Annotated in this window: 16 protein-coding genes; 8 read left to right on the forward strand and 8 right to left on the reverse strand. The window is 59.4% G+C overall.

Features of this window, described 5'->3' with window-relative positions:
* The first annotated feature begins 1 nt into the window (after nt 1).
* Complete coding sequence (locus tag R3C19_11930) at nt 2–1,435, forward strand: DUF1501 domain-containing protein (protein MEZ6061064.1); 1,434 nt, start codon at nt 2–4, stop codon at nt 1,433–1,435.
* Nucleotides 1,436–1,489: 54 nt separating this feature from the next.
* Here R3C19_11930 and R3C19_11935 read toward each other — a convergent pair whose 3' ends face one another.
* Nucleotides 1,490–2,404 carry an Rpn family recombination-promoting nuclease/putative transposase gene (locus R3C19_11935; protein MEZ6061065.1) on the reverse strand — a complete coding sequence of 305 codons (915 nt, stop codon included), beginning with the start codon at nt 2,402–2,404 and terminating at the stop codon, nt 1,490–1,492.
* A gap of 21 nt (nt 2,405–2,425) precedes the next feature.
* Complete coding sequence (locus R3C19_11940) at nt 2,426–3,175, reverse strand: glycosyltransferase family 2 protein (GenBank protein ID MEZ6061066.1); 750 nt, start codon at nt 3,173–3,175, stop codon at nt 2,426–2,428.
* Between the two features lie 185 nt (nt 3,176–3,360).
* Here R3C19_11940 and R3C19_11945 point away from each other — a divergent pair, with 185 nt between their 5' ends.
* The 3 genes from R3C19_11945 to R3C19_11955 all read left to right on the forward strand — a co-directional run bounded on the left by R3C19_11945 (nt 3,361) and on the right by R3C19_11955 (nt 6,063).
* Nucleotides 3,361–4,590, forward strand: coding sequence for a prepilin peptidase (locus tag R3C19_11945; GenBank protein ID MEZ6061067.1), 1,230 nt, complete (start codon nt 3,361–3,363; stop codon nt 4,588–4,590).
* 484 nt (nt 4,591–5,074) lie between these two features.
* Nucleotides 5,075–5,320 (forward strand): hypothetical protein, encoded by a 246-nt coding sequence (locus R3C19_11950; protein ID MEZ6061068.1) that lies wholly within the window; start codon nt 5,075–5,077, stop codon nt 5,318–5,320.
* 2 nt (nt 5,321–5,322) lie between these two features.
* Entirely contained in the window at nt 5,323–6,063 is a 741-nt protein-coding gene (locus R3C19_11955; protein ID MEZ6061069.1) for a class I SAM-dependent methyltransferase, read from the forward strand.
* 78 nt (nt 6,064–6,141) lie between these two features.
* On the opposite strand, the gene R3C19_11960 is transcribed toward R3C19_11955, so the two are convergent.
* From R3C19_11960 to mnmA, 4 genes are all read right to left on the reverse strand, one after another.
* Complete coding sequence (locus R3C19_11960; GenBank protein ID MEZ6061070.1) at nt 6,142–6,567, reverse strand: HNH endonuclease signature motif containing protein; 426 nt, start codon at nt 6,565–6,567, stop codon at nt 6,142–6,144.
* A 1-nt stretch (nt 6,568) separates the two neighbouring features.
* Nucleotides 6,569–6,946, reverse strand: a complete 378-nt coding sequence (locus tag R3C19_11965; GenBank protein ID MEZ6061071.1) for a hypothetical protein — start codon at nt 6,944–6,946, stop codon at nt 6,569–6,571.
* A 153-nt stretch (nt 6,947–7,099) separates the two neighbouring features.
* Nucleotides 7,100–7,693 (reverse strand): imidazoleglycerol-phosphate dehydratase HisB, encoded by a 594-nt coding sequence (gene hisB / locus R3C19_11970; GenBank protein MEZ6061072.1) that lies wholly within the window; start codon nt 7,691–7,693, stop codon nt 7,100–7,102.
* Between the two features lie 18 nt (nt 7,694–7,711).
* Nucleotides 7,712–8,821 carry a tRNA 2-thiouridine(34) synthase MnmA gene (mnmA, locus tag R3C19_11975; protein ID MEZ6061073.1) on the reverse strand — a complete coding sequence of 370 codons (1,110 nt, stop codon included), beginning with the start codon at nt 8,819–8,821 and terminating at the stop codon, nt 7,712–7,714.
* A gap of 296 nt (nt 8,822–9,117) precedes the next feature.
* On the opposite strand from mnmA, the gene R3C19_11980 reads away from it, so the two are divergent.
* Together R3C19_11980 and R3C19_11985 are read left to right on the forward strand one after the other, a co-directional pair.
* On the forward strand, nt 9,118–10,365 hold the full coding sequence (locus R3C19_11980) for a hypothetical protein (GenBank protein ID MEZ6061074.1): 1,248 nt from the start codon (nt 9,118–9,120) through the stop codon (nt 10,363–10,365).
* A gap of 216 nt (nt 10,366–10,581) precedes the next feature.
* A complete protein-coding gene (locus tag R3C19_11985; protein ID MEZ6061075.1) occupies nt 10,582–11,109 on the forward strand; it encodes a hypothetical protein in 528 nt (175 codons plus the stop codon).
* A gap of 1,872 nt (nt 11,110–12,981) precedes the next feature.
* Here the strand turns inward: R3C19_11985 and R3C19_11990 are convergent.
* Complete coding sequence (locus R3C19_11990) at nt 12,982–13,302, reverse strand: hypothetical protein (protein MEZ6061076.1); 321 nt, start codon at nt 13,300–13,302, stop codon at nt 12,982–12,984.
* Between the two features lie 226 nt (nt 13,303–13,528).
* Complete coding sequence (locus R3C19_11995; protein ID MEZ6061077.1) at nt 13,529–14,170, reverse strand: RNA polymerase sigma factor; 642 nt, start codon at nt 14,168–14,170, stop codon at nt 13,529–13,531.
* Here R3C19_11995 and R3C19_12000 point away from each other — a divergent pair.
* Both R3C19_12000 and R3C19_12005 read left to right on the forward strand, forming a co-directional pair.
* Nucleotides 14,169–14,321, forward strand: a complete 153-nt coding sequence (locus R3C19_12000) for a hypothetical protein (protein MEZ6061078.1) — start codon at nt 14,169–14,171, stop codon at nt 14,319–14,321. The two genes, R3C19_11995 and R3C19_12000, sit on opposite strands and share 2 nt — an antisense overlap.
* Nucleotides 14,322–14,373: 52 nt before the next feature.
* Complete coding sequence (locus R3C19_12005; protein ID MEZ6061079.1) at nt 14,374–15,450, forward strand: hydantoinase/oxoprolinase family protein; 1,077 nt, start codon at nt 14,374–14,376, stop codon at nt 15,448–15,450.
* Nucleotides 15,451–15,482 lie beyond the last annotated feature (32 nt).

Consider the following 15,482-nt stretch of genomic DNA (forward strand, 5'->3'; position numbering starts at 1 on the left):
CATGCAGACAACTTCAACAACACGCCGTGAGATTCTTCGGCAGGCTGCCTGCGGATTCGGTTCTGTTGCGCTGGCGTCGATGCTGGCGGATTCGTCCGCGCGGGCCGGTCAGGCAAATGACACCGAATCGCTCGTTCAAAAGCAGCCGATGTTTCCTGCGCGAGCGAAGCGGATGATCTTCATCTTCATGCAGGGCGGGCCCAGCCACGTCGACACCTTCGACCTGAAGTCGGAACTGATTCGGCGCGACGGTACGGGCATCGACTTCACGGGTGTCCGTTTCGGCACGTTCGGCGAGGTCAGTCAGCGAACGCTGATGAAACCGCTTTGGAAATTTCGACAACACGGCGAATGCGGACAGCAGGTGTCGGAGCTGTTTCCTCACATTGCCCGGCACGTCGACGATCTCTGCTTTCTGAAGGGAATGCACACGGACGGCGTTGCTCACGGGCCGGCAACACTGTTCATGCACACTGGTGCCGTCAATCTTGTGCGACCGTCGCTGGGTTCGTGGCTGATGTACGGGCTGGGTACCGAAAATCAAAGCCTGCCGGGATTCGTTCAGTTGCAGCCGTCCGACACGAAAGGCGGGCCGCGCAACTACTCCAACGCCTTCCTGCCAGCCGTGTATCAGGGAACGGCGATCGGGCGCGCATACCGTTCGGTCGATGAAATGACGATTGCTCACATCCGGAATGCAAAGCTCAGCCATGAGCAGACTCGGCAGCGGTTCGAGCTTACGCAGCGGATCAATCAAGCTCAATTGAAGCGCCGTGACGAACACGACAGTCGTCTTGAAGCCGTGATTCGAAGTTACGAACTGGCATGGCGCATGCAGGCCGACGCACCGCGGGTGCTGGATCTGAATCAGGAAACTGCGGCGACTCAGAAGATGTACGGTATCGGTGAACAGCCGACGGATGAATTCGGCAAACAGTGTCTGATGGCTCGCCGTCTGTCGGAGGCAGGAGTCCGGTTCGTCCAGGTCAACTACGCTGACGAATCGCCGAATCCGCGCTGGGATCAGCATTCCAACATGCCGGCTCACATGGATCATGCCCGCGCGACGGACAAACCCGTCGCAGGTCTGCTGTCCGACCTGAAACAGCGCGGCCTGCTGGAAGACACGCTGGTCTGGTGGGGAGGAGAGTTTGGACGAACGCCATTTTCACAAAGCGGCGACGGTCGTGACCACAATCCTCGCGGTTTCACGGTGTTCCTTGCCGGCGCGGGAGTCAAGCCTGGATTCGCCTACGGCAACACGGACGAAATCGGCCATCTTGCCGTCGAAGGCAAGGTTCACATGCATGACCTGCACGCCACGATTCTGCACCTGCTGGGAATCGATCACGAACGCCTGACCTACCGTCATGCGGGACGTGACTTCCGGCTGACGGATCTGTACGGCCGGGTGATTACAGACATTTTCGCGTAACAGCATTCGTGCTGCCCGGCGCGGGTCACCCGAAAACCGGCGCAGACGTTTCGCTCAGGTGTCGCGCTGGCGGAGGCGTTCCTGCAATTGCTGCAACAGAGCCGTAAGTTCAGCGACTGAATGGCTCGTCAGCTCCGGTGTCTCGCTTGCGCTTTCACCAAGCAACTGCTGAAGTAGCTGTATCTTACCCGCGAGCATTCCCTGCTCGATTCCCTCGCGACGCCCCTGTTGGATGCCCTGTTCGAGGCCTTCGCTGCGGGCGCCCAGCAGTCGGGCTTCTTCGTCCAGCAGGAATTTCTGCCGGGCGTCGTAGTACTGACGTTCTTCCGGAGTTCGCGAGATCATCTGTAGCACTCCCAGCGCCTCTTCGAATATCGGATCACCCAGAAGCGCCAGTAGCTCGGTCGGGTCCGCGAATTCGGCGTTCATCAAAAAGTATAGCCACTTTTCGAGTCCCGAACACTGCGCGATTTCGGTGCCTGGCATGAGAAACTTCGGTAGTTCCAGAGTGTGAAACTGCAGGCCGTCCGTGAACACCAGGTCGGCCTGATCGCATCTCAGACGAAAGCTCAGGTGGTACGCGCCCACCTGTCTCCACATAACGCGGTTCAGCACGCAGATACTGATCGCCGGATTCAGGCCGTGATAATGATCGCCTTCGCGGAACTGCCTCACATAGTTCTGGCAGTTGTAGAATGTCAGCCGCTGGGCCATGCCGGCGGGCAAAGTCGTCTGCATTTCAATGTTGAAGATGCGGCCGCTGCTGTCCCGGGCCAGTACGTCCAGCACAACAAGCTTGTCGTCAGCGCGATCCCTGCCCTGTACCGGATTCAGAATTTCCACCTGTGTGATCGGAGCGGGAAGCCGCAGCACAGCGTTCAGGAAGTGGATCGTGATTGCAGGATGCTCGGGACTTCCAAACGTGACCTTGAACGCAAAGTCCACCTTCGGATCGATGCCGATTCTCATGCGACCGACCCCGTTCGGCGCCTATGATGACTTGCCGCAGTCGGCCGTGAAGCGTTGTCTCATGCCGCGGCGGGCAAGTTCCTGATTCAGGATTTCGCGGTAGTGAGCAAGACGAAGCTCCGCGTCGTCGAGTGAGCCGCCGAACGACCGATGCTCATCAAGGTACACAAGCGGAACCGGAAATTCCGTGATCCGCCAGCCAAGGTCGGCGGCCTGAACCCACAACTGCAGCGGCATGGCGTAACCGGGGTCTGTAATGTCCAGATCCGGCAGTGAGGAAACGCGGTACGCCTTAAAGCCGCAAAACGCGTCCGTAATTGAAAGGCCCAGCTCCTGATTCAGACACGCCGTGATCTGCATGTTGATGCGGCGGCGGTCGGCTGGAGCCACGCTGTTGTCGTCGAACTGCTTCAGATAGCGTGATCCGGAAACCAGGTCGAACATCCCGTCGCGGGATTCCAGTTCCGCCGCCACGTCACGAATCAGTTGAGGCTGATGCTGCCCGTCACAGTCAATCGTCACCAGCACGTCGTAGCCACAGCGGACGGCATGATCGAAGGCGGACTTCAGGGCCGATCCGTAGCCCCGATTTGTCGGATGGCTGACAATCTGCACATCGGGAAACTCGCCCAGAATCGCTTCTGTTCCGTCCGTTGACCCGTCATTGACGACCAGCACGTCATCAGCGTGTTCTGCAACGTGGCGAAGAACGTCGCGAACGTGAGCGGCCTCGTTGTACACTGGCAGGGCAGTCAGGATTCGGGTTTTCATGGTGCCATTCTAAGAGTGGGATAAAGTGAGTCAATCAGCGGCATGAGTCGCGACGGGACTGCCTTCGCGGTATAAGCCTCGCTCGCATCCCTGGAAATCTGAACCCCCGGACTCCCGCCTTGCACTGCCCGGTTCTCGACCATCTGCAACGAAGTGCCGCCCGCGGCCTTTCAGCCGGACTGATCATGCTGTCGGTGTTTGCTTTTGCCTTCGAAGCCGGGGCTGACGTCCTCGCGCCTGACGACGCTTCCGCCAGCGACGCGATTTCACCGCACCGGCCTTACAGTGATTCCGGTCCGTCGGTGCATTTCTTCGACGACCAGAGTTTTCATTTTCACGAGCCGTCTCCGCTTCAGAAATTCTCGCTTGCCCTGACATCGATTTTTGCGGCAACCTGGGTGTTTATCCTGGGAACCTGTATTGGCAGCTTTCTGAATGTGGTGATCTATCGGATGCCGGCCGGACTGGCTCTCGGGAAACCAAAATCGCGCTGTCCGGGCTGTGAGACCCCGCTGGCGGCTCGCGACAATATCCCCGTGCTCGGCTGGCTGCTGCTGAAGGGACGCTGCCGGTACTGCGGCATGAGAATCTCGCCTCGTTATCCGATCATCGAAGCGACTGTGGGCTTCATATTTCTGGGACTGCTGTTCGTGGAAATCGCAAGCGGAGGCGGCAATCTTCCGGTCAGGCCCGTGAGTGTTATCCACGGCAATCCCATCGACCAGATCCTGATGTCCGGCCAATGGGACCTGGCGGGCATCTATCTGTTTCATTGCAGCTGGCTGACGCTGGTTCTTGCGACGGTCATGATTGGCTATGACGGCCATCACCCTCCCCGTCGTTTGCTGGTGTTCGGAATTGCGCTGGCAATCGTTGCCGGAACCGTGTGGCCGGAGATCCGTCCGGTCGGCGCGATTGAACCGCGGCCTGAGTGGTTGAGCGAAGCCTATTGGGGACTGCGCTGGAGTCCGCCGATCGGCTATTCGCGCGACGTGTTTACGACCGGGTTCGGACTTTCCGGCCTCGTCGATGGTTTGGCTGGCCTGGCCATCGGCATCGCCGTGGTGGCATTGGCGAAGATTGCTCGCCGAAGATTCATGGCTGACGCGCCGCGGTACACCGCAACCGGACATGTGATCGTACTGGCCGGTGCGTTTCTCGGGTGGCAGGCAGTCGTCAGTCTCGTGTTGCTGTGCCTGCCGCTGCTGACTGCGACGGAGCTGGTTCGATCAGATCGTCTGTCGCGACAGATGCTGCCGCTGCTGTTTGTTGTCACCGCGGCGTTCCTCGTGAGCTGGCGGTGGCTTGATGCTTCGCAATGGCTGACCGGGCGAGCACCCCGGTCGCCGGCGGCGTCACAGACTTTTGTCAGCACTGAGGTGACTTTCAGAGTGACGAATTCCCGCCGCGCATGAAAAAAGGCCGATCGGATTCGCGGGAACCCGATGGCCTTTTTCATTCGCCGAGGCGTCCGAGTCTCTCAGGCTCGGAGCCCCCCATGGGAGCGTGATTCGTTTCTCAGGCGAATCAGCAAGTCTCTCTCTTTCAGGGCTGTCGCAGTTCGACAGCAGGGCTGCTTTCTCAAGGCAGCCACAGGCTCGGGATCTCACTCCGAGCCGGTCTCTCTCTCGACTCCAACAATCAGCAATGTCGATGCCAATCGTGGAAGAAATTCCTACAGTTGCCTGTTCTGTCAGCGAATCGTCCGCAAATTCCCGGAAAAAAGCTGTGAATCGTGCTCGCGGAACGGGCTCCGTCCTTCCAGCTTCATCACTGAGACGTGCTCGCACGCTGAGTTTTTTTGCAATTCCTACAACGTCAGATGGCTGAAATTGTTACAAATTCCAGTCCGCTTTCCGTCCGCCACCGCATCCGAACGCCATCACCGAGACGAACGTCATGGCCTTTGACTTCGAGAGAATAAGAAGCATCCTCGCCTGTCCAAAATGCCGCAGCGATCTGGTTTTCGAGGACAGTGCTCTCGTCTGCACAAATCCTTCGGAACGGCTGAAATACCCGATCCTGAATGACATTCCGCGGCTGCTGGCGGATGAAGCCGAAGAACTGTCCGCCGTCGACTGGTCCGCCGTGATGCGGCGACACAACCGAAGCACCGATACGGGTGAACTTCTGCAGGAGTCCTGACGATGCGATATGTTCTTCCGCTGATCCTGATCGTCGGACCGCTGTCACCATGTCGGACTTGCGGTGACGAACAACAGCCGCGGGAATCGTCCGACCGCTACACATGGCAGGCCGACCACGACCCGAACGGCATCGGGAAGTTCTACATGGGCCGCGAGATTGCTCACGTGATGGGCTTCGCCGGAGCGACCTGGCTGGAACGCGATACGCGCGAAGAAGAAGAGCGCCTGACTCTGCTGGTGAAGTCACTGAAACTTCAGCCGGAAGACGTCGTCGCTGACATCGGTGCGGGAAGCGGAGTCATCAGTATGTTGATGGCCGAACAGATCCTGCCTCACGGCTACGTCATCGCCGTCGATGTTCAGGACGAAATGCTGTTGCGCCTGCAGGAACGGACGGCCGAAAAAGGTCTGCACAACGTGATCCCGATCAAAGGGTCACAGCAGTCGTCGTCACTGGCTCCGCAGTCTGTCGACGTCGCATTGATGGTCGACGTCTACCACGAGTTCGAGTTTCCCTACGAAATGATGCTGGATCTCACAAAGTCGCTGAAGCCGGGCGGGCGAGCAGTGCTGGTGGAATACCGCATGGAAGACCCGACCGTGCCCATCAAGCTCGTCCACAAAATGTCGCAGGCTCAGGTGAGAAAAGAACTGGAACAGCCGGAGTTCGGCCTGAAGTGGACCGAAACCATCGACGTCCTTCCCCGGCAACACATTCTGGTGTTCACGAAGCAGCCGTAGCCAACCGGTACGGATCGCGAACAACGGGAGTCTTGAGTCCGCGCGCAACTGCAAATTGCTCATGCGTTGATCGACCAGTCACGGCTCTGTTCTCGGCGGATGCCAGCCAGCGGCCACCCAATGCCGTCGGACAGTGACCGCGATCAGGTTATTGAGCCGCAAGGCGACGACGGTGCCGCGACCGACACGTGTCTTTCCCAGGATCAGAGTTCCGTCCGATGTCCATGTGAAGTGGTCTGACCAGATTTGTCGCCGAGGATCAAAGATCTGCACCGATTCGCCCGTCGCGGGATCCACAGTCTCCGTTTGATCACTCTTGAAGTTATTGCACATGCGGCAGGCGAGCCAAAGGTTCTCTTTGGCGTCAGTGCCGCCGCGAGACGTTGGGATCAAATGCTCAATCTCTAAGGTGCCAAGGACCAGCTCTTGTGGGCTCAGGCAATAACCGCACCGATCCGCCGCCTCGGTGCGTACCTGGAGGCGGACATCGTCCGGGATCGCCATGCTACGAATCCAGTGGTGGCCGAAGACCGCGTCGAACTGCTTCGTGCAGACCTTCCGATTTTCTTAGTATCGCATCTTCGTAAGCATGCATTCGTTCGCGGAGTTCATCCCGCTCCGCGCTGGAAAGCACACCGTTTCGCTGCACTTGCAACAACTGACTCAGCCGTGAGTCGTCCCGGGTCGGCATTTGCAGGTCAGCAGCGGCCAGTGTTTCGTCGTCCGTCCAGTTGCCGGGATCGCAATCGCCTGCGAGCGGACGCAGCGATCCGTCAATGACTTCCGTCAGGATCTCTGACACTGGCTTCCGAGTTCGGCGCGCCCATGCTTCGGCTCGCTGGTAGATCTGTTCAGAAAGTGTCAGGGTCACTTCGGTGCTCATGACAAGTCATTCACCTCTCAGAGACGTGCCTGTTCCGCCAGCACATTCTACTCGAACCTGTTCGAGCCGGTACGCGAATTCGGGAATTTGCCGGTCGAAAACCAGTTGGCCAGTCCAACAAGATCGGGAGTTGATGGCCCACGCCGACGGTTCCTACTCCGTCAGCGTTCCTTTTGACGACGGCACTCCCGGCTGACGCGGGTCGATTGTGATGGCCTGCCGCAACGCTCGGGCAGTGGCTTTGAACGTGCCTTCCGAAATGTGGTGGCTGTTCGTGCCGTGGTGCAGCAGCAGGTGCAGATTCATCATCACGTTCGAAGCGACGGCGTTCCAGAATTCCTGCACGAGTTCCGTATCGAACTCACCGATCTTTTCCGTCGGAAATTCCACCCGATAGACAAACGCAAAGCGGCCGCTGAGATCCAGCGCTGACGTTACCAGAGTCTCTTCCATCGGCAGAGTCATGCTGCCGTAGCGAGTGATACCGCGCTTGTCGCCGATGGCTTCCCGGATCGCTCGCCCCAGACAAATGCCGACATCTTCCACCGTGTGGTGATGATCGACGTTCAGGTCTCCCGTGGCCTGAACCTTCAGATCGAACAGGCCGTGCCGGGCGAACAGCGTCAGCATGTGATCGAAGAAACCGACGCCGGTGCTGATCTCGCTCTCGCCGCTGCCGTCGAGATCGATGGAAAGACGGATCTGTGTTTCAGCCGTGTTGCGGGTGATTTCGGCAGTGCGTGGCATGTGATGTGGAGCTTTCTGCTACCGAATCCAGCCGCCGCCGAGCACTCGGTCGCCCGAATAAAACACGGCGGCCTGACCGGGAGCGACGCCGAGAATCGGTTCGTCCGTTTCAATTTCCGCGAGATCATCAGCTCGCAGCCGAACGGTACAGGGTTCCGACTTTGCCTGGTAGCGAACTTTCACGTCGCAGCGAAACTCGTCGGACTCAACATCCGCCAGCCAGTTCAAACCGTCAACTTCGATCGAAGCGGACGCCAGTTCCTCCCGCTGACCAAGCACCACTTGTCGCGTTTCGGCGTCGACACGCAAAACGAAACGAGGTTCGCCGAACGCGATGCCCAGTCCCTTGCGCTGACCAACGGTAAACTTTTCATAGCCGTCGTGCTGCCCGAGCACGTTGCCGGAGCTGTCGACGAAGTTTCCGGCCGTACCTTCGTGGCCGCGGTACTGTTTCAGAAACCCGGCGTAGTCATTGTTCGGCACGAAGCAGATTTCGTAGCTATCCTTCTTCTGAGCAACTCTCAGCCCGGCGTCTTCCGCAAACTCGCGGATAGCGGGTTTCTGAAATTCACCGATCGGCAGCAGGATTTTCTGCAGCAGATCGCGGTCAATTCCGAACAGCACGTACGACTGATCCTTGTTCGAATCGACTCCGCAATGCAGGCTGTAAACGCCCGTCGCATCATCCTGCAGAATGCGAGCGTAGTGGCCGGTGGCGATATGGTTAGCTCCGACCTGTTGAGCAAAATGCCACAACTTGCCGAACTTCAGCCAGTTGTTGCACTGCACGCACGGATTGGGAGTTCGCCCGGCAAGGTACTCATCGGCGAAGTAATCCTTGATGCGGCGGAAGGAGTCCTGGAAGTTCAGTGAATGAAACGGGATGCCCAGCTCGTCGGCGACTCGACGAGCATCCGCGGCATCTTCCGCGCTGCAGCAGCCCTGCCGGTGAGCGGGAGCGTCGGCAATCGGCAGCAGCCCGCCGCCCGACACGGCGCAGGCCGCCTTTTCGGTTTCTCCCGACCGCATGAACAGCCCGATCACTTCGTACCCCTGCCGGTGCAACAGAACCGCCGCCGCGGAACTGTCAACTCCACCACTCATTGCCAGGACAACTCGACGCGACATGACGTTTCCGTCTCGAAAGATTCGCAAGGACTGTGAGACAGGGAACATTTTGAGTCCACCCTCTCAAAGTCAAGGCCCGGCCGCGGAATTAACCACATGCACCCGGCGCATCGACTCCGCCAACACCGCCACGCTGCTGCGGGAATGGACCTGCACGGGCGAATCGATTGTCACTCGAACCTGTACATGGATTTTCACCTCCGGCGAAAAGTCCAAAGTCCGAGGATGATTCAGTGGACGAGGCGGTGGGCGAAACCACCGAAAACGCGACCGCTGGCAATGGCACAATGTTCGCTATGACCGCGCCCACGATGACTCCCGGCGACAACACAACTCCGACGCCGCCGGAGGAACCGACTCACGATGGCCCCGTCAATCCGCTGGATATCGGCTTCGGCATCGTGATCGAAGACTACGGCAACGCGACTTCGAGCATCAGCTACTCCAAACGCGAACACTCGGTGTCGACGAATCCCGAGTATCCGGGCTATAGCACCTACGAAGTGGGTTTGGGCAGCGGCGGATCGGGCACGCTGGAGTCAGATTTTCAATTCGTTACCGATGACAACGGACTGCCGGCGGTCGAATTCGACATCAAGATGAACACCAGCGGAGGTACCTCGTACGGCAGCAAGGCGTTCACGTCGACGAAATACATTCATCCCGGATCGCGACTGCAGAAGACGGATACGATCGGCTATGGCAGCACGTTCGCCGCGGAATCCGACTTTACGATCACTGTCGGCCTGTTCTCGGACGTAGAGGTCGAGGGGACCCACGAAATTACAAGCAATTCCCAGGAATTCAACGGGACTCGCCTGGACTACCTTGAACGCATGCTGAACGACGACGGCGAGTATTACCTGATTGTCTTTCGATCCGTCGACGAAGTCACTCTGGTAAAGGAACTGGCAGGCAATCTGGTCGACGGATTCGAATACTACGAATACACGATCGAGAACCACTACCAGTTTGCCACGACGATCGGTGAGCCGCCAACACCGGAAAAAACACGAGAGCAGCGTATCGCCTTCGCACTCGATGCGGTGCAACTTGGCCTGGACGTTGCCGGTATGGTGCCGGTTATCGGTGAAGCGGCTGATCTGATCAATGTCGCCATTCACGCAGCGCGCGGCAACACCGGCGAAGCGATGATTTCAATGGCCGCGATGATTCCGTTCATCGGCGGCGCGGCAACCGCTGGAAAACTTGCGAACAAGGCCGGCCGGGCCATGGGCAAACACGTCGACAAGGTCGATGACATCGGCGGAGCCGTCAGCACCGTCGTGAAGAAGTGCGATGGCGCAAACTGCTTCATCGCGGGCACCCAGGTTGTCGTGGGAATCACGGGGACCACATCTCCAACGCCGATCGTGGACCTTGCCAGGACTGAGCAGGGAACTCTGCTGCCGCCGCAGAATCTGCCGGCGATTGTCCCGACTGAAGATCTCGATGCCTACTACGCCGCCGGTGCCCTCGCCATGGCCGCCGCCCTGTCGTACCGTCGCAAACCGTCACGCCTCCGTCGCTGGGCTCCCGCATAGACATCACCGGCCCGCGGCTGCCCTGTCGCCCATTTTTTTCCACAGCAAATTGAATTCATTCCGTCCACACAGAAAGATAAACCATCATGACTCGTCCCATATCCCACGAACCTCTGCCCCCCATCCGCCGTCTGGCCATCACCGCCTGCCTCCTCACCGGGTGCGTGTTCACCCTGCGAGCCCTCACGCCGGATGTCATCGCGACACCGGCCGTGAGTGCCGCAATCTTCCCGCAGGACGGCCTTCTCAGGCCGTCAATCCGCGAGTTGTCTCAACGGGACGGCGATTTGGAAAGCCATCCTGCAGAAACATGGCGGCCCAACCGCAGTTGTCACGAAGAACATCGAAGACATCCAGCCCGGTCAGCGAGTTGTCGGACGCAATCCGCTGCGGGAACAAACTCAGGCGGCGGCTGAGATCAACCCGCAGACGTCGCGAGCCGTTCGGCTGAGCATGACTCAGCACGGTGTTCACTACGACCTTACGCTTCTGAGACCGCTGGCATGGCTTGAGGCCACCGGGCTCAGGTCGGATGTTCCATTCACATGGAACTGCACGAAATGGAACTGGATGGTCCCGCCATGGTCGTGGCCATTGATCCATGTCCGGAAATCGAAGCGGACGACGGCACATGGGCGGAACATCGTCACCGGCACGATGAAACATCCGGCCGCCAACATCCTGGACATCTCCATCACCGGCCTGGAAGAACCGCTCGGCGTCATCGACACGCATCCCTTCTGAGCGAAACTCGGCAGGATTCGTTGTCGCCAGTCAGCTTCAGATCGGAGAACATCTCCGCTCGCAAACCGGCCAAGTCGCAAAAGTCACCCGCATCACCCCACACCGTGGTCCGCCAGAAACGGTCTTCAACATCGAAGTCGATGGGGAAATGTGTACGCAGTGAGTCTCAACGCACTGCTCGTACATAATGAAGGTGCGTTCCAACAATTCCCGCCTACGTTGATGGTACGACCATTGCTCCAATTCAGGACAGATAACAACAACGACTGAAGGCATCTGGAGTCAGATCGGGAACATGTTGGCAGAAAAACAGTCTCGCCACGTTGGAACGATTTCACGCAACCGTGAAGATGCGGAAGCACTAGCACGACAAATTGCTGCTGAAAACGGCATTTTGAATCCAACTCTTCGCCTCGATAGCTCTGATGCTCGCGGCTTTGGCCTCACTTTCACATCGAGGACATGCCGATGAATCTCCATTTTTGGTGGCCGAAATGAACCTCATCGTTTCGCCTCACGGATCAAAGCAGGCGGCCGTATTATTGGCAGCACGGGGACATCGCAGGTAGTGTCTACGAAAGACTGATGGGCGCAAGCCTCGATGGCGGCGTCATGTTCGTTGTCCGACCTCAAACGATTTCCGCCTTGGTAGCTGAGATTATTCAATGCCGTCAGGGCAACGTAGAAAGGCAGCTGACAAACCGTTGGCCTGGTACCGTTACGTCGATTCCTTGTGCCGTTTACGCTGTACCCGGGGGCTCTCACCGACTCAATCGAACATTCCAAATTCCTTGCTCGGGTGGAGAGCCCCCTAGGTTTCCGGAGGATCTTGCCATTTACAATTCATCCGGACAACTCTGGTTCTTCTCTACGACACATGAATCGAACTGGTTCGCCGCTCCCGAGTTTAGCCCGCCACACTTTCGTGAATCACTCGTGGAACTGGTTCGCGACCGTCCGATACTGGGTGTGACTTGGAAGAATGAAGAGGCCGGGCCATCCGGGCCATCAATCGCGGGTGGCCCAGCCGGTCGGCTGGGTGCCGAAGGCAGGGGATGAGTCACCATCAGCCATCAGCTCGCGTGTGCGCTCTCATGATGAGATTGAACGCACACGAACAGGCATCCTGTCGCGCGCGACCCAACCGAACAAGTCGGTCGGGCCACCCAGCAGTCCGTCACACGACTCGCCTCGCAGATCGTGGACCTGACGGAGGCTCCCTGGTAACTTCCGCAACCGTCGCGTTCCGGCGTCTGCACAACTCGGTGAGCACGTCCGCGCAGACCGTTGTCAGAGCACTGCGCGGTCTGGCCCTCTCCAGAGCACGAACGCTGGGTCTGCCCTCTCCCGGGCATCAGCTTCCACGCTCCCGGCCGAAGGCCCGACTCATCGTCACCTTTTAAGGACGGCTTCGCCAGCAAAGATTGGCGTCGGTGGGTCGAGGGACGCCGGCAATCCGCATCAGCCGCAATTTGCTGATGTGCAAAGACTGAGCCCTCCCGGCCGAAGGCCAACGGGGAGGGGTCGAACGAGCGAAGCTAGTTCAGGGGAGGGGACGTGCGCGCGCAGACCGCGCTGCGTTGTCGGAACGCCGAACGCGCGGTCTGCCCTCTCCCGGGCATCGCTCCGCTCGCCCGACCTTCTCCCGGACGGCTTCGCCTAGGAGAGGTGGGTCGAGGGACGCCGGCAATCCGCGCTGCTGATGTAAGCACCCCTCCCGGCCGAAGGCCATCGGGGAGGGGTCGAACTTCAGGCGTCGTACACCGTGGGCAGAAGTGTCACCAGGACATAGGCAACCGGAAAGACGGTCAGGCACTGCCGTAGCGGCGACTGGTGCGTCGGATCGTTTGCTGTTGCGTCGCAGGACGCGAATCACGCCTCAAGCGACCGCAGCACGGTATCGCACTTTCGGCACTCCGCGCGGTGAGCGTCGATCTGGCGGGTGAGTACAGACTCAGTGACGCCGCGAACGTAGTCTGCGGCGTGTGAGTGGACGAGGTCGCAGGTGATTCCGCCCGGAGGTCCATCGGAGCTTCTGAACGCCAGAGCGCCGAGTCCTGCGCCGCCAAGCATGACAGCCGTCAGTGCTGCCCGGCGAGTCATCGTGCGTCGGCGTTCCGCGGTGTCGAGTGATTTTTTCAACTGCTGCATCGTACCTTCGGGGCAGGCGGACCAGCGTTCGTCATTTGTCATCAGAGCACCTCGAATCACCGGGCGACTTTGTGGCGGGAGGAATGGCAGGGGGAACGAACATCCGGTTGGGCAGGGAACGATAGCGGCAGGCGGACGCAATCTCTGTAAGCCGTCTCACACCAAGCCGGCGCTTCCGCTGATTTACACCGTGTCGCGTTCCATTCGCTGCGAAGCCACTTCTCATGATCAGGCGAGGCATGGGAACGCACTGCCATCCGGTCGCGGCTCAGTCCAGCCCCATTCCGCTCAGGCTGGAATTCTGGAGTTTCGCTTTCTTCGCTGCGTCCTTCAGTTTCGACACGACGAAGAACTTGTGGTTCGCAACGGCCTGTTCGGTCGTGTTCAGTCGTCTGGCGACATCTTTGTTGGCCCAGCCGAGGACGAAGATCAGTTCGACAACCTGCAGGCGTTCCCAGGCTCCGTCCTGTTTGAAGCTGCGGATCAGATCTCTCAGGCATTCGGCGACGACAGCCGATTCGGCGTGAGACTTCTCCGAACTGCGCATCAGGCTGGAGGCTGCTCGCGCGTGGCCGGTGGGTTCGCGTGTCGGGCCGTCTTCGGTTCGGGACGACATCAGCGGCACTGTGGGCCGGCGGCCGGAGCGTCGCATTGAATCGATCAGTTTGTGGGCGGCGATCGAAAAGAGCCACGATTCCAGCGGCGTGTTTTCGTCGTAGTTCGGCAGCGCCTTCAGAAAACCGAGAAATGTTTCCTGAACGATGTCCTCGGCGGACGACGTGTCGCTCAGGCGGCTGCGAGCGAACGCCAGCAGGCGGCCTTCATACCGATCGATACATTCCTGCCATGCATCCGCTTCGCCCTGGCGAATTCTGTATACAAGTTGCTTGTCTTCTTCGCTGGCGGGCATGAGATTCCGTTTCGCGGTGGTGGTTGACAGGGGACGTGTGGCAGACGTGCTGCCGTCGGAAGGCGACAACCTGAGTGTCCTGGTGATCGTCCTGAGTCCCCAAAAGCCTGTCAACGTCGAATCTCCGGCGGCGGATCTTTGGAATTATTGAAAACCAGCCCTATCGCGAAAGCCGCGGAGAATTCACCCGGGAAGGAAGACTGTTGAACGTTTTGGGACTCGACATCGGCGGAGCGAACGTCAAGGCGGCGACGGCAGATGGTGACACGCTGACGCTGCCTTTCGCCGTGTGGAAGAAATCGCAGTTGCTTACGGAAACGCTGCGAAACATGGTCGCGCGGCAACTGCAGGTCTCGCCCCACCTGGTGGCGATGACAATGACTGCGGAACTTGCCGACTGCTTTCTCACGAAGGCGGAAGGCGTCAGTTTCGTCATCCGTGCGGTGGAACGGGCGTTCGACGGCGTGCCACTTCGAATCTGGCTGACATCCGGCGAATTCGCGGAGCCTGCCGACGCCTGCGAGCTGCCGACGCTGGTGGCCGCGGCGAACTGGCACGCTCTGGCCACGTGGGCCGCTCGAGCTGTCCCGCGCGGGCCGGCGCTGTTGATCGACGTCGGTTCGACGACCGCCGATATCATCCCGCTGCTGGACGGCCAGCCGATTCCCTATGGGCTGAATGACGTCGACCGGCTGCTTTCCGGCGAGCTGGTGTATACCGGAGTCCGCCGCACTCCCTGCATGGCCGTCGCCGCGGTCGTTCCGCTGCGCGATCAGGAATGTCCGCTGGCTGCCGAGCTGTTCGCGACCATGGCGGATGTGCATGTCATCAACGGGCGGATTCGCGAGGATTCCGATGACTGCGACACCGCCGACGGTCGTCCTCTGGTTCGCGAGTTCGCACTGAACCGGCTGGCTCACATGGTGTGTTGCGACCGCACGGAAATCGAAGATTCAGAACTTGCCGCGATCGCGCAGTTTCTGGCCGAACGCCAGGTTCTGCAGGTGCGACATGCCGTCGAACGCGTGCTTCGTCGATTTCCGCAACCGCGCGGCCACGGCGATCGCGTGAACGTATTGCTGTGCGGAAGCGGAGCGTTTCTGGCCGAGGCTGCCACTGCCGCCTTCCCTCCGGAGACATTCCACGAGCCGCTGATTCTGGCGGACATGTTCCACAAATGCGTGTCGTCCGCCGCCTGTGCGTTCGCGGTCGCCCGGCTGGCGAATGACCGATGCGGCGACGATTTGCTTCAGACAACCAGCCTGCCCGTGCCGCGCTGACCTGCTGGTTGTGACGGGTGGCGGCTTTCCGT

Source organism: Planctomycetaceae bacterium, from assembly GCA_041398785.1.
GTDB lineage: Bacteria > Planctomycetota > Planctomycetia > Planctomycetales > Planctomycetaceae > JAWKUA01.

Excerpts from the sequence above, each read along its gene's own strand:
- R3C19_11960 (MEZ6061070.1), bottom strand. The coding sequence starts at position 6,567 with ATGGCGATCCCGGACGATGTCCGCCTCCAGGTACGCACCGAGGCGGCG.
- R3C19_11990 (MEZ6061076.1), bottom strand. The coding sequence starts at position 13,302 with ATGACAAATGACGAACGCTGGTCCGCCTGCCCCGAAGGTACGATGCAG.
- R3C19_11995 (MEZ6061077.1), bottom strand. The coding sequence starts at position 14,170 with ATGCCCGCCAGCGAAGAAGACAAGCAACTTGTATACAGAATTCGCCAG.
- R3C19_11930 (MEZ6061064.1), top strand. The coding sequence starts at position 2 with ATGCAGACAACTTCAACAACACGCCGTGAGATTCTTCGGCAGGCTGCC.
- R3C19_12000 (MEZ6061078.1), top strand. The coding sequence starts at position 14,169 with ATGAGATTCCGTTTCGCGGTGGTGGTTGACAGGGGACGTGTGGCAGAC.
- mnmA (MEZ6061073.1), bottom strand. The coding sequence starts at position 8,821 with ATGTCGCGTCGAGTTGTCCTGGCAATGAGTGGTGGAGTTGACAGTTCC.
- hisB (MEZ6061072.1), bottom strand. The coding sequence starts at position 7,693 with ATGCCACGCACTGCCGAAATCACCCGCAACACGGCTGAAACACAGATC.
- R3C19_11950 (MEZ6061068.1), top strand. The coding sequence starts at position 5,075 with ATGGCCTTTGACTTCGAGAGAATAAGAAGCATCCTCGCCTGTCCAAAA.
- R3C19_11980 (MEZ6061074.1), top strand. The coding sequence starts at position 9,118 with ATGACCGCGCCCACGATGACTCCCGGCGACAACACAACTCCGACGCCG.
- R3C19_11965 (MEZ6061071.1), bottom strand. The coding sequence starts at position 6,946 with ATGAGCACCGAAGTGACCCTGACACTTTCTGAACAGATCTACCAGCGA.
- R3C19_11955 (MEZ6061069.1), top strand. The coding sequence starts at position 5,323 with ATGCGATATGTTCTTCCGCTGATCCTGATCGTCGGACCGCTGTCACCA.
- R3C19_11935 (MEZ6061065.1), bottom strand. The coding sequence starts at position 2,404 with ATGAGAATCGGCATCGATCCGAAGGTGGACTTTGCGTTCAAGGTCACG.
- R3C19_11940 (MEZ6061066.1), bottom strand. The coding sequence starts at position 3,175 with ATGAAAACCCGAATCCTGACTGCCCTGCCAGTGTACAACGAGGCCGCT.
- R3C19_11945 (MEZ6061067.1), top strand. The coding sequence starts at position 3,361 with ATGCTGTCGGTGTTTGCTTTTGCCTTCGAAGCCGGGGCTGACGTCCTC.